The following is a 13,011-nucleotide window of genomic DNA, read 5'->3' as shown; positions in this document are numbered from 1 at the left end:
GTTTAGCCTGGACAGATGCGGGAGAAGCCAAATCAAGAGGAATCGACGGGTCGCTTGATTTTAAAAGTAAATTAGGTAAGGATTTCCATATCCGGACATGGGCGAATTTTACTTATGCTGCCAGCGAAATTCTTGTTTTTGAAGAACCAGCTTATGAAGGGCACTCTATCTATCAGCAGTGGGGATTGATTGCTGAAAGGCTCTTTAACGACGATTTAGAGGCAGTTAATTCTCCGGTGCAATTCGGTAGTTATGGAGCCGGGGATATCAAATACCTGGATATCAACAGTGACGGTAGCATAACCACTGCAGACATGGCTCCTATAGGATACCCCACTCTTCCGGAAATCATATATGGATTCGGAATTTCCGCCGGATATAAAAATTTTGATATCTCCTGTTTTTTCCAGGGGTCGGCACGTTCTAGTTTCTGGATCAATGCCGCCGCCACATCACCTTTTGATAAAGGTACCAATCTTCTTAAAGCTTATGCTGACAGCCACTGGTCGGAAAATAACCGGGACATATATGCCATGTGGCCCCGGCTCAGTACCGGGATCAGTGAAAATAATGTTCCGGGAGCCTATTATGATTTATCCGGTGATCTGCAATGGGGAGCAAAGCATACCTGGTTTATGCGCAATGGTTCCTTTTTACGGTTAAAATCTTTGGAAATAGGTTATACATTGCCTTCAAAAATATTAAAAGCCATATATTTAAGTAATGTCAGGCTTTATATTAACGGCATCAATTTGTTCTGTTTCAGTAAATTCAAATTATGGGACGTAGAGATGGCAGGCGAAGGACTTGGCTATCCGATACAAAGATCTTATAATGCCGGAATTACAGTTTCATTCTGATTGTTGTGTTTTGTGTATGCATCAATAAGTTTAAATCTTTAATTGAACGGAAGTGTAACTACGTCGAATGATCAATTGGGTAGAATATTCAGATTATTACATATATTTGTTTTTATGGACAAAAATTTAGCTTTGTGTGGTTTGATTTTACCATGTCCTTCCATTCTTTAAAAGTAATTCAAAGGCCCTATTAAAAATTCTTGGAATCATTTTTTGAATTCAAATAAAGGAAGCAGTAAATCCATGCGACAGTTAGCTGACGGGTATAATAGGCAAATGAAGGATATAAAATAATAATAATAATATGCGTTTAATAGTGTGCTGTAAACGGTGTTCAACAAAAAACACATTAAAAATTAAGGCATCCGATAGAGTTGAATTTAAAAAAAGATATGGATGCAAAATAGATCTGACCTGTAAAAAATGTAATGCTATGAATAAATATGAAATTAGTGATATTAAAGCAGAACATAGATTTGATTCATCAATATTTTTTATAATAACCATAGCATTTATAGTATTAATAACATGGTTTTTATGGAGCTCTGCCAAAGGTCGAATAAGTTATTCATTTGGGTTTTTGCCAATTGGAATTTCTATTCCACTACTTGTTTTTAGTGTATTTACTAAAGTGAGAAATGATAAAGTTCGAAATTTTAATAAAAGTTAAATTCACAAAATAATGCTTAAGCAGATATTGCCATCGTAAGTCCGGAATATTTGTCTTTTGGCGGAAAGAATCTACATTATCAATGGGTTGATAAAGTTTTAATTCCACAATACAAAATGGGAATTTTTGAACATCCAGAAACAATGCCTTATAAATAAAATAACTATGAAAACTTTTTTTAATTATTTATACTATCGGACTTCAAAATTCTATGAGGAGTGGGGCGAAAAGAGTGGATACGTTGCTGGTAGTATCGTAGTGTTTTTAAGTTTTGGTTTTATCTGTTTATCCCTTTGTATATTTGTGCTATATATTTTTGATAAAAAGATCAATAATTATATTGTATGGGCAATAGTAATTATCTTTTGTGTGTTGAGTTTGTTTTTTATCAACAAAAGAAAATTTGCAGAGTTGTCAGAAAAATATAAAGACGAACAAAATAGCAAATTAAAGGGTTGGTTGGTATTTTCCTACTTAATTGGCTCGGTGATATTATTTTTTGTTTCATTATCTTTTTGTGGTTATTGGGTTAGTATAGAGATATGAGCAATAATTTTTAGAGCGTCAACCTCCGTTGTGCAACAGACTCCTGTGACTAGGCATCCCATAATGAAGTTGCACTGAAAACTATTGAAATTGAGTAGTGTAATACACCTGATTTACATTATATTTGCAAATCTTAGCGTGAACAATCATGGGAAGAATTATAGAGATATGTGCCAACTCGGCGCAGAGTTGTGTTGAGGCGGAAGCCGGAGGTGCACAGAGGGTAGAACTATGTGCGGGGATACCGGAAGGAGGTACGACACCGAGTTATGGCGAGATACGTATGGCACAGGAGTTAACGTCAGCTATTGACATAAATATTATCATACGTCCCCGTGGAGGTGATTTCCTTTATACTCCCGCAGAAATAGAATCGATGTTGTATGATATTGAAATGGCCAGACAGTTGAAAATTTACGGGGTAGTATTCGGATGCCTCACGAAACAGGGAGATATCGATGTGTCACTGATGCGCAGATTGATAGAAGCATCCAAGCCTTTATCCGTCACCTTTCACCGTGCTTTTGATGTTTGCCGTGAACCATTTGTTGCACTGGAGCAACTGATAGAATTGGGCTGTGACCGTATCCTTACGTCCGGACAGCAACCGGATGCAGTGCGCGGAATACCATTGATCCGGGAACTTGTCCTGCGTGCGGAGGGACGTATCATTATCATGCCCGGCAGTGGCGTGCGCGAAAATAATATCGCATATATTGAGTCTGAAACAGGAGCTAAGGAGTTTCATACATCTGCCAGGTCTGTCATACATAGCACCATGGAATACCGGAATGAAAATGTTCCTATGGGGAGCAGTGCAGTTACTTCGGAGTTTGAAACCGAACAAACGGATCGTAAAAAAGTAGCCGCTTATATATAGCTTAGAATTCGGCGCTTAACCGTACATTGACCCTGCGGGCCGTCAGGTAATTGGGAACAGCATACTGCTGGTTTTGCCTGTTTTGGTTATTGACAACCTGTACCCATAAATAAGAAATGGTATTTTTGGTATCGAACAGGTTGAATATTTCAGCATTTAACCTGATTTGTTTGAAAACTTTCCCTGAGCGGTCTCCTTTAAAGAATTCCTTGCTCAGGCCGATGTCCACGCGACGGTAGGCACGCATCCGGAATAGCTGGTCGAAGCGGTCGGGATCGGGATAGTTATAGGGTAGAGGGGTGCTGAAAGCCAGGTTAAGAAATACCCGCCAGGTAGATGCGCCCGGAATATAATCCTGGAAAAACAGGTTGAAGTTGACCCGTTGGTCTGTGGGAAGCGGGTAGCTGCCGTGACCGTCATCTTTTATGTTTCCCCTGGCCTGCATAAGCGAAATGCCGACCCATGATTCGGCATCTTTCACAAATTCGCCGTTCAGTTTGATGTCCCATCCTGTTACATATCCGGAAGCCATATTGTCTCCTGCGTAGTAGATCCGTACGTTTTCCATCCGGTAAGGGATGAGCCGGCTGAGTTGTTTGTAATACATTTCGGACGATAGTTTGAAGGGCCGGTATCCTATCCGGAAAGCGTATTCCCCACCGATAACATAGTGGACAGAGCGTTGCGCTTTGATTGTTCGGTTCATATTTCCGTCGGTATTGCGCAGCTCCCGGTAGGAGGGAGGCTGTCCGTACAGGCCGGCAGCAAAATGCGCGGATAGCCGGGGGTGCTGATGGGGTTGTATCCTCACTGATACACGCGGACTGACCAGGCATTCCCGGTTGACGTCGTTGTAGTTCAGCCGTAGGCCTGCGGTAATTGTCCAGTCCAGATGGTTCCCGGTCAGTTTTTGCCGGTATTGTACCCACGAGATCAGTCTGTGGACTTTCAGGTAATTATCGGCATAGCGCGACATTTTCAACCGGATGCTTTCCCCGTCGTAAGGTACCGAGTATCCGGCCGAGTCGATCATTATCCATTCATTCATCTTGTTATCGGTGATCTCCTGCCGGAAAGCCACCGACCATTGTAAAGAATGACGCCCCGTCTGATATTCGCCGATATGTGTTACCGAATAAACGGAAGCATCCAGATAGTTTCTGGCATGGCTCAGCTCACTACCGATACCGATATGTAACGTGCTGTCGGATACGGAAGATCCCGGAGCGTTACTTTCCAGCTCACTGAGCAGGTAGGAGGCTTCAATGTCGAATGTTTCCTTCTCATATGCTTTATAGGCCGATCCGTTTAGTTTAAGTATCCAGTTATCTGATGGACGGTAATTCAGTGTCATTGCCCCCAGGCCGCTGTTATACCGGTCCTGTTCCCGGCCATCGTAATAAATTTTGAGCTGGTAGGCATCGTAAATGGTTCCGAAATTGGTGGTACGGACTTCCGGTTCGAAATGGTATTTATTCTGCGCAATATTCACTAAAAAGTCTATTTCCCATTTTTCCGACATACGGTAGCGTAGCAGGCTTTGTACATCCAGAAAATCAGGAGAATAATCCCCTTCCGTATCCAGGCTGCCCAACAGGTATTGTGATGTTTTATAACGGATACCGGCAAGATAGGAAAAGGTTTTTTTTCCGGCCAGTCCTTCTATGGATGCAGATGCTCCCAACAAACTGACTGATGCATTGACTGCAAATTTTTCAGGAGTCCGGTACCTTACATCCAGTACGGAAGACATTTTATCCCCGTAACGGGCATCGAATCCTCCCGGAGAAAAATCAACCGATTCCACCAGGTCGGGATGAATGAAGCTGAGTCCTTCCTGTTGTCCGGACCGGATCAGAAACGGACGGTGTATCTCGATATCATTCACATAGATCAGGTTTTCATCAAAATTGCCTCCGCGTACCGAATATTGTGCACTGAGTTCATTTCCGGACGCTACTCCCGGAAGTGTTTTGATCAATGTCTCGATACTTCCCGAAGGATTGGGTAGTTGTTTAAATTCTCTGGTCTCGATCCTTTGTAATGTCCCTTCCTGGGGATGTAACCCAACTATAGAGACTTCCGGAATTTTTTCACCAGCCATTGTCAAGGTAAAATCTTGTCGGACAGTACGGGGCTTGTTTTTTTTCAGGTCCACTGTTGTATGTATGGTGGCATAACTGACATGTGATATGACAATGGAATAACTCTTTCCGGACACCAGTGATAATTCGTAGCGGCCATCCGGTGAAGTGCTGGTGCCCGTGTTGGTTTCTTCGATCAGGATGTAGGCCCCTTCTACAGGATGGCCTGTACTGTCGGTAACCGTTCCTGTCAGTAACGTAGATTCCTGGGCTGTCAGATAAGCAGGAAACAAGAAAAATAGTATGACTGTAAGGGAATAAAGACCTTCCTTCATGGATTTCCGTTCTGAAAAGACAAAGATAATCAAAAATGAATCCTGATTTTTAGCTATATTTGAAGAATATTGTTAGAAAGTTAGAAAGTTAGAAAGTTAGAAAGTTAGAAAGTTAGAAAGTTAGAAAGTTAGAAAGTTAGAAAGTTAGAAAGTTAGAAAGTTAGAAAGTTAGAAAGTTAGAAAGTTAGAAAGTTTATAACTAATAATTCTCAATTCTCAATTCTCAATTCGTATTACCCAATGCTTGTATCCAAAATTTTCAACCTGAAGAAAAATGAACGCCGGATTTTTTTTGAAGCTGCGTGGACAACTTTATGGGTACGTATCATCACGACTGTTTTTCATATAAAGCATTATACACGATGGTTAGGACAGTCCCGTCTGGAAACGGATATAACTACTCCGTCTCCGCATGAGAAAGAACAGATTATACAGGTAAAAGCGGCGATTGCCAGATGCCGGCATCTGGTCTGGTCACGTAAATGCCTGGTCGAGTCTATTGCAGCCAAAAGGATGTTACACCGAAGAAATATTCAGTCGACGATATACATGGGTGTTGCTAAAAATGATCGGGGAAGGATGATCGCTCATGCCTGGCTGAGAAGCGGAAATATATGGGTTTCGGGAGGACGGAACCGTCAGAAATATACTATTGTGGGTTGTTTTTCCTGATGTGTCAGGATATCTGTTGTAACTGGTAGATCACATTGGAAGTATGTTTGTCATTATTCCTGCTTTGACAGCTCAATCGGTTTTTTTCGGCGAAATTACGGATATCTTTCTCAGAAAGGAAATGCAGCGGATTGGTGGTTTTATTGAACCGGAATAAGCGGGTAGAGAAGAACTCTGTGAGCTTTGTGATCTGGTGCGCTTTGTTCATATTCCGGTTGGCATCGCGGATGATGATCATTCCCCCGGGATTCAGGTTTTCGACACACCGCTGTAATAACGCTTCCTGCTTTTCGGGAAGCAGATAATGCAACACGTCACTCAGGATCATCACATCGCAGGGGGTAAGGTCAAATACTGAAATATCTTTACCGATGAATTGTACCTGTTGATTGTGAGAAAAGCAATGGTTGGCCACATCGATTTTAGTGTGGTCATAATCCACTCCCGTTATTGTGCGGTCCTTCGACAGGAAGGCTAACATATAGGACAGGAAGCCATAGCCGCACCCGAGATCGGAAATAACAGCTTTTTGTGGGATCATTTCGTCGAATAATTTATAATTATGTTCCATACGCAATTTGATCCGTAAATACCATTCAAGCACCGGCCCTTTATAAATGTAGTTGGTGACCAGTTTGTTCCGGAAGTAAGGATTTTCGGGAACATCACAGTGTTTTTCCATCTTTGCATAGTGTTCCCTGATCAGGTGGCAAATATCATGGGCGTTTTCCCGGACCGTTTTCTGTCGTAATTCGTCATTGCCAATGCGGGGTAATATTTCCGTAGATAACCAGCCGTTACGGATATAGAAGGGATCATTTTTTGGCATTACCTGTCCATTGCCATGCATGACTATAGGTAGCACATCCAGCTGTAGCTGTTGTGCCAGATAAAAAGCCCCGTTATGGAATCTTTTTATGATACCGTCTATGGAACGTGTTCCTTCGGGAAACACAACGATCGAATAACCATCATCTACTAGTGACCGTGCTTTTTCCAAAGATTTTTCCACCCCTTCTTCCACACAATAAAATCCGGCATTACGGACCAATAAGCCGAAGACAGGGGAATACCACACCCATTTGTTCACCAGCATGATCATTTTCGGATATAAGGCAAGAATGCGTAAAATGTCCAGGAATGATTGATGGTTCGCAACAATCACTGCAGGCTGTTTGAAATTTTCACCTGCCTGATTCATGAGCCGGATCTTCATCAGAGGATAGCCGTGGAGCACTGCTTTGGATAATTTACTCATCAACCAGTGTAAAGCATATTTTTTCTTTTTTGAAGGAAATGGAACTATTTTCAAAAGTACGCTTATGATGGAGAGTAAAATACATCCTGAGCCGAATACCAGATAAAAGAATATGGCACACAATAAGCTCCGTAAGGTATATGGATATTTTCCTTTTGCTGTTCTTCCGGAGATAAAGAAACGGAACAGGAAAGGCTGTACGGTATAAGCGATCAACACTACCGATAACATCCCGAAGGTGGAGATCAAGGCAATGGACTTCAGGGCGGGGTGTTTGGCAAAGATCAGGACTCCGGTGCCGACAATCATAGCGAAAGTCGACATAAAGATGGCTGTTTTATGGAATGACAGGGTCTTTTTCCCGCTTTTGTATTCTTCGGTTAATCCGTCTGTGATAAAAATACTGTAATCATCCCCCAATCCGAATATGAATGTAGATACAATAATATTTACGATATTGAACCCGATACCGGTCATTCCCATGATACCTGAGATCCATATCCAGCTGAGCGCCATTGGAGCGAAAGTCATTAAGGTAAGCTCCATACGTCCGTAAGTTATTAAAAGAGCGAAGAATACTATGAATGAGGATATGAATAAAATCAAGTAGAAGTCATCGCTAATGATACGGACAAACTTACTGGCGAAATACGATCTGTCGAATATAACCAGGTTGTCAATTCCGTCGAGCTGTTGGTATACTTCGGCTTTTTGGCCTTCGGGAATGGTGATCTGGGACAGGATCATACTCATTCCTTCGGTTTCGGTCAGCCATTCGGAAAGTAACCCATCTTTCACCCACGATTCTTTAGTGAAATCAACAGGTCGGTAATCTTCATCAAGGAGCTCAAGAAAAGGTATAAAGGCTTTTTCGCTGAATTTCAGTTTTTTCCCTTCTTCGAATAATTGGTTTTTTAATGAGTTTTTTCGTTCTTTGGTCCAGAAGCTGTTCCAGCGATGGATACGAATTTCCTGTTCTTTTTCAGGAATCAGGAAAATATCTGCCGACGCATGATGAGTGATGAGTCCCTTATCCTGTAGTCCGGCAATTTTTTTCCTGTTTTGCAATTCGTTGAGTTCGGCTTCCTGCAGGTCGCTTCCTGTAGATACCAGGTATACAGTGTTTTTGCCGGGATCGGAATTGATCAGTTCCAGGTTCTTTTCTGCCTGTTGTAACTTTTTATCCATATAGTTAAGGTTCATCATATCGCTGTCGAATCTTGTTTTTCCGATAAAAAACAGACAGACGATACTAAAGACGCCCATAATGATCAATAAAACGCGTTGTTTTTCCGGTTGGTAGGACGCGATGCGCTCTATGGATTTCAATAATTTTGATTCTTTGGCTTCTTTTTGCTTCTTGGGTAATAAATGAGGAAGGACAGTAAGACAGAAGAGGGCGCTCCCCATCAGGCAGAATGCTGAGAATAGACCGAAATCAGCCAAAGCCTGTGACTTGGCAAAAGTTAATCCGAGAAATGCACCTATGGTGGTAAGGCTGCCTAGTGTTAATGGGAACGACAATCCTGCAACGACTTCGCGAGGTGAACGGGAATGTTTCGAATGGCTGATGACATGTATGGAATAATTCAGCGCAATACCTATTACTATCGATCCTGCACCGATTGTGATGGCGGAAACAGATCCCTTGATAAAGTAGAGGATCATTAAAGAAACGGCACCTCCGAATAATACGGGCAACAACATCAATACCGGATTCCTTTTACTTCGGAAGGCAATGATAAAAAACAAAAGGATAACAATAAGGGCGATGTTGAGCGTCAGCATCGTGTCCTGCCTTATCTGGCGGGCATTGCACACGCTTACGGCCGGTCCTCCGAAATACTCTGCAGTGATTTCCGGAAAAGTAGCTTTTAAATGATCAATGGATTCGTCCAAATGATCGACGATTTCTGCATTATGGGCACTTTCCGTGCCACTGCTTTCCGGAACCAGGAAAAACAGTAAATGGCGGAGGTCTTTAGTGAAAATATGCTGCCGGTAATGGTTGTATTGTTTATCCGGTTGTAACTGTTGAAGATGTCTTAATGCAAGTGCATTGATGGCCAACGGATCGGCTGCGATGAATCTGCGCATAGCAAAGCCGCTTGGGTTCGACAGTGTCGTATAATTGGACTGTAAGCGTGTTGCAATGGCTTTTTGTGTCAGCATACTGTCAATGATAACATAATCATCTTCCTCTAAAAAAACAGGAAGATGATCATATACCAGATCATATACATCATCTATCATATCGTCCTGTACCTGGCTGATGATATTTTTTACATAATCGGGTATTAACGGGGAGAGTAGGTTGGTCAGGCTGTCGCAGTAATCGATCAGCCTGTCCGGATTTTGAGAAGTATCTGTTTGACTCAGGTGTATGACAATGCGGTCGCGGATTTTAATATTCCTGAAAACGGTATTGGCCGTTTTCATTTCCCCGTCATCGGGAATGAACTGGGTAATGTCTTCTTCGAAATGTATGCGTGAAGTAAAGAATAGCGAAACGATAAAGATAGCTACAGTGATACCATATAGCAAAGCCTTTCGTTTATCAAAGAAGTCAAAAAGGAATAAAAATATTTTTGCCATCGTGCCTGCAAAAATATCAAATATTAATATATATGTCCATTAATTTATGGTTTCTGTAATAATGGCGGTTTACTCTGCGATTTTGCTTTTTTCTGTATTTCGATTTGTTTGACATATAACATAGGCGAAATACAGGATACTTGTATGGATCCGGATTCTGCTCCGCATATTCCTATAAAATACCCATAATCACCTCCTGCCTGTTCGATCTGGGAAAACATAGCCAAAGGAGTGCCTACCAGGTCAACGCCACGTACCAACTCATCCGGTCGTCCGTCGGCATAGATGCGGTATACTTCATTGGGTGTTACATTAAAAGCATTGGGGGAATACCTCCCTGTTTGTGTGAATCCTCCGGTTACCTTGGCAAAATAATAGCCAAATTCCTTGGATTGCCGTTTGAGTTCATCCCTGAGCGTTTGTTTCAGGTCTTTTTCGCTTTTGCGTTGTGATGTCTCTATGATCAGGTTCGATTGCCTGGTTACAGGGTTAAGTCCCGCAGATGCCCGCCCATGTCCGTTTGAGGAGGGGAACCCTTCAATGGGCACCCTTGACATCAGGAACCCTTTCAGGATACCGTTCTCTACCAGCATGACCTTTTCACTTTTCACGCCTTCATCATCATATTGATAGAAACCATTGATTTCCTTTCCCCTGAATTTATTGATGGTCGGATCCATATAAACAGTCATGAATTCAGGCAATACTAACTCATTGATTTTCTTTTTGAATGTTTGTCCGTCCGTTTCCTGACGCATTCTTTGTCCTTCTACCCGATGGCCGAAAATTTCATGGAAAAAAACACCTGATGCTTCGGCGGATAATAGAGCCGGCCCTGAATAGGTGTCTACCACAGGGGCATCTTTTAGCTCTTTCAGTTTCTTTACCATCAGTTCAGCTTCCCTGATCACCTCCTTATCCGATGGCATCTGGTTGGCCGATAACGCAAACCAGTTTTTATAGGTTGGTAGTTCCATACCATCGTCTGCTTTGACCATTGCGCCGATATTTAATTGCATATATACCAGGTTATGTGCTATTTCACTTCCTTCCGAAGATACATAGTATTTTCGTACAATCTGGACACTGATATCTGCCCACCCGTTAATGATATCTTCCGATTGCTTGAATACATCGGAGTAACGTTTCAGTTTCTTTTCCCAGTCCGCACGATTGAATCTGGTATGCGTGCCGGATAATTCAGGTTCAAAGTATTTGACAGGATTTTGGGGAGTGTAGTCCGGGGATGTATCTTCTTCCTTTACTTTCACGGCAAGATTGGAACGTACTTTTTCATACCTTTCCACGGCATTCTTATGCGCCTGGTCTGTCATCCACCAGATAGATTGTTTGATGGCATCTTCCGAGTCTTCAATGGGAAGATATGACGGATCGGTGTAGTTTGCAGGCATTGTTTCACGTAACTGATGGTAATTATCCAGTTCGTATGTCCCTATACGTACCATTGGCGTAAAGACACGGTTATGGGCAGCGCGGGAATAGACCAGACTACCCAAAGAAGTTCTTACCGTTTCAGACCGGGTATCATCCACCCGAAAGCTGATGAAGTAAGGCCGGTCAATGGAATCACTTTTTGTGGTAAAACCATCCATTTCGCGTTTCATTTCATCTTTTAATATCTCCATCAGCTTGTCTTGTGCGGAGACCGGAAAAGAAAATAAGGCGAAAAAAATGAAGAAAATGATATAAAGAAAGATTTTTTTTGTATCTTTAAGCATTTTTAAAATCAATTTGATTTATATTATCGAATATGGTACTTTCTGAACAACAAACACAGATAATTAATTGCAAATGTAACACAATTAAATCATATTTCGGTAAGAGGAATATCTAATCATTTATTAAAACACAGTATCATGAAAGCAACATCAATTTTTGCATTTTTAGGCGGAGCAGCGTTAGGTGCTGCCACAGCTTTGTTATTGGCTCCCGATTCAGGCCTTAAAACACGTAAGAAGCTAAAAAAGAGATTGAAAGATTATGGAATTGATTTAAACAAAGAAGAGTTGACTAATCTGATCCACAATCTTAAGACCAAGGCTAAACCGGAAAAAGAAACGGTTGAAAAAAAAGCGTAGTTTATTGTTGAGGAAAATGTAGAAAACATCTACATTTTCCTATTTTCAAAAATTGAAAAAATGGCACCTCGGGGAAAATACAAAACATTATTAAAAGACGGGAAAAATTACCTGGATACACGGTATGATCTGTTTCGTCTGGAACTGCTTGAAAAAACATCTACTATAGTTGCCATGGTGATCGTGGCAGTAATCGTACTTTTGTTATTGGGTTCGGTTTGGGTGTACATATCCTGCATTCTGATCGTATTGATGGAACAGGCTTTCGGAAGTTTTATTCCGGCATTCCTGATCATGGGAGGTGCAACATTATTGATTATGGGATTTCTTCTCTTGTTCAGGAAGAAATTGGTGTTGAATCCTTTAATTCGTAGTTTCAGCACGATTATATTTGATAGGTATTTAGATGATGACGATGATGATGACGACGATGAAGACGAAGAAAATGAATATGATGAAGACGACGATGAGGAATAGTTATTATTATCGTCTTTCCAATCTTGATGATATTTATCGGGAGAAAGAGCGGTTACGCAGAAAGATTAAACGGCAGGAAAAAAAGCTTTCCAGGGACTGGGAACGGATTGAGGATTCATTCCGTGTTGTGAACAAGGTTTTTAGTGTTGCCGGAAATTTATTTTCTTCAGCCACGTTATTGGGAAGTGCTGAAGTCGGCTACAAGTTAATATCCCACTTTTTAAAAAAACGTAAACAAAAGAATGTCGTACCTACCGGCAATAGCGACTGACTTGTAATGAAAAGAGATATTCATCAATGAATGCTGGGGATAATAAAGGCATTTATTGATATCAATACTCATTCCTGAAATAGAAAATATACAGATTGCCGGTATTGGTTTATTTTGTGATCCGGATCTCCATACATTAGTGATACTGCTTACAATGAACGGAATATCTCATTGATGAGATAGCGCAATGTTTCATAATTAGAAAAACAAAACCTATTTTTTTGAATCGATATTAACCATTAATATGCTCAGGGTTAATGTTAA

10 protein-coding genes are annotated in these 13,011 nt (G+C 41.3%); 7 read left to right on the top strand and 3 right to left on the bottom strand.

Annotation, left to right across the window (positions count from 1 at the left end; all coding sequences use genetic code 11):
* The 3 genes from LBQ60_06330 to LBQ60_06320 all read left to right on the top strand — a co-directional run.
* Window positions 1-860, top strand: an 860-nt coding sequence (locus tag LBQ60_06330) for a SusC/RagA family TonB-linked outer membrane protein (GenBank protein MDR2037523.1), incomplete at its 5' end; no start/stop codon positions are given.
* Between the two features lie 835 nt (window positions 861-1,695).
* Window positions 1,696-2,076 (top strand): hypothetical protein, encoded by a 381-nt coding sequence (locus LBQ60_06325; GenBank protein ID MDR2037522.1) that lies wholly within the window; start codon window positions 1,696-1,698, stop codon window positions 2,074-2,076.
* 148 nt (window positions 2,077-2,224) lie between these two features.
* The gene (locus LBQ60_06320; GenBank protein ID MDR2037521.1) at window positions 2,225-2,956 is read left to right on the top strand and encodes a copper homeostasis protein CutC; all 732 of its coding nucleotides are present in this window, start codon (window positions 2,225-2,227) and stop codon (window positions 2,954-2,956) included.
* A gap of 1 nt (window position 2,957) precedes the next feature.
* Here LBQ60_06320 and LBQ60_06315 read toward each other — a convergent pair whose 3' ends face one another.
* Entirely contained in the window at window positions 2,958-5,375 is a 2,418-nt protein-coding gene (locus LBQ60_06315) for a TonB-dependent receptor (GenBank protein ID MDR2037520.1), read from the bottom strand.
* Window positions 5,376-5,615: 240 nt separating this feature from the next.
* Here LBQ60_06315 and LBQ60_06310 point away from each other — a divergent pair, with 240 nt between their 5' ends.
* Window positions 5,616-6,047 carry a lasso peptide biosynthesis B2 protein gene (locus LBQ60_06310; protein ID MDR2037519.1) on the top strand — a complete coding sequence of 144 codons (432 nt, stop codon included), beginning with the start codon at window positions 5,616-5,618 and terminating at the stop codon, window positions 6,045-6,047.
* A gap of 4 nt (window positions 6,048-6,051) precedes the next feature.
* Here the strand turns inward: LBQ60_06310 and LBQ60_06305 are convergent, their stop codons facing one another.
* Together LBQ60_06305 and LBQ60_06300 are read right to left on the bottom strand one after the other, a co-directional pair.
* Window positions 6,052-9,900: an MMPL family transporter gene (locus tag LBQ60_06305; protein MDR2037518.1), complete on the bottom strand. Its 3,849-nt coding sequence runs from the start codon at window positions 9,898-9,900 to the stop codon at window positions 6,052-6,054.
* 44 nt (window positions 9,901-9,944) lie between these two features.
* Window positions 9,945-11,546, bottom strand: a complete 1,602-nt coding sequence (locus LBQ60_06300) for a TldD/PmbA family protein (GenBank protein MDR2037517.1) — start codon at window positions 11,544-11,546, stop codon at window positions 9,945-9,947.
* 231 nt (window positions 11,547-11,777) lie between these two features.
* Between LBQ60_06300 and LBQ60_06295 the strand changes: the two genes are divergently transcribed.
* The 3 genes from LBQ60_06295 to LBQ60_06285 are packed head-to-tail and all read left to right on the top strand — an operon-like array spanning window position 11,778 to window position 12,747.
* Window positions 11,778-11,999, top strand: a complete 222-nt coding sequence (locus LBQ60_06295; GenBank protein ID MDR2037516.1) for a YtxH domain-containing protein — start codon at window positions 11,778-11,780, stop codon at window positions 11,997-11,999.
* A gap of 60 nt (window positions 12,000-12,059) precedes the next feature.
* A complete protein-coding gene (locus tag LBQ60_06290) occupies window positions 12,060-12,476 on the top strand; it encodes a hypothetical protein (GenBank protein MDR2037515.1) in 417 nt (138 codons plus the stop codon).
* Window positions 12,466-12,747, top strand: a complete 282-nt coding sequence (locus tag LBQ60_06285; GenBank protein ID MDR2037514.1) for a hypothetical protein — start codon at window positions 12,466-12,468, stop codon at window positions 12,745-12,747. Before LBQ60_06290 ends, LBQ60_06285 begins: the two co-directional genes overlap by 11 nt.
* Window positions 12,748-13,011 lie beyond the last annotated feature (264 nt).

It is taken from the genome of Bacteroidales bacterium, from assembly GCA_031275285.1.
GTDB lineage: Bacteria > Bacteroidota > Bacteroidia > Bacteroidales > UBA4181 > JAIRLS01.
The sequence above is the reverse complement of the archived record's forward strand: the minus strand, read 5'-3'. Positions and strand labels throughout refer to the sequence as shown.

Excerpts from the sequence above, each read along its gene's own strand:
- LBQ60_06315 (MDR2037520.1), bottom strand. The coding sequence starts at position 5,375 with ATGAAGGAAGGTCTTTATTCCCTTACAGTCATACTATTTTTCTTGTTT.
- LBQ60_06320 (MDR2037521.1), top strand. The coding sequence starts at position 2,225 with ATGGGAAGAATTATAGAGATATGTGCCAACTCGGCGCAGAGTTGTGTT.
- LBQ60_06295 (MDR2037516.1), top strand. The coding sequence starts at position 11,778 with ATGAAAGCAACATCAATTTTTGCATTTTTAGGCGGAGCAGCGTTAGGT.
- LBQ60_06325 (MDR2037522.1), top strand. The coding sequence starts at position 1,696 with ATGAAAACTTTTTTTAATTATTTATACTATCGGACTTCAAAATTCTAT.
- LBQ60_06300 (MDR2037517.1), bottom strand. The coding sequence starts at position 11,546 with ATGGAGATATTAAAAGATGAAATGAAACGCGAAATGGATGGTTTTACC.
- LBQ60_06290 (MDR2037515.1), top strand. The coding sequence starts at position 12,060 with ATGGCACCTCGGGGAAAATACAAAACATTATTAAAAGACGGGAAAAAT.
- LBQ60_06310 (MDR2037519.1), top strand. The coding sequence starts at position 5,616 with ATGCTTGTATCCAAAATTTTCAACCTGAAGAAAAATGAACGCCGGATT.
- LBQ60_06305 (MDR2037518.1), bottom strand. The coding sequence starts at position 9,900 with ATGGCAAAAATATTTTTATTCCTTTTTGACTTCTTTGATAAACGAAAG.
- LBQ60_06285 (MDR2037514.1), top strand. The coding sequence starts at position 12,466 with ATGAGGAATAGTTATTATTATCGTCTTTCCAATCTTGATGATATTTAT.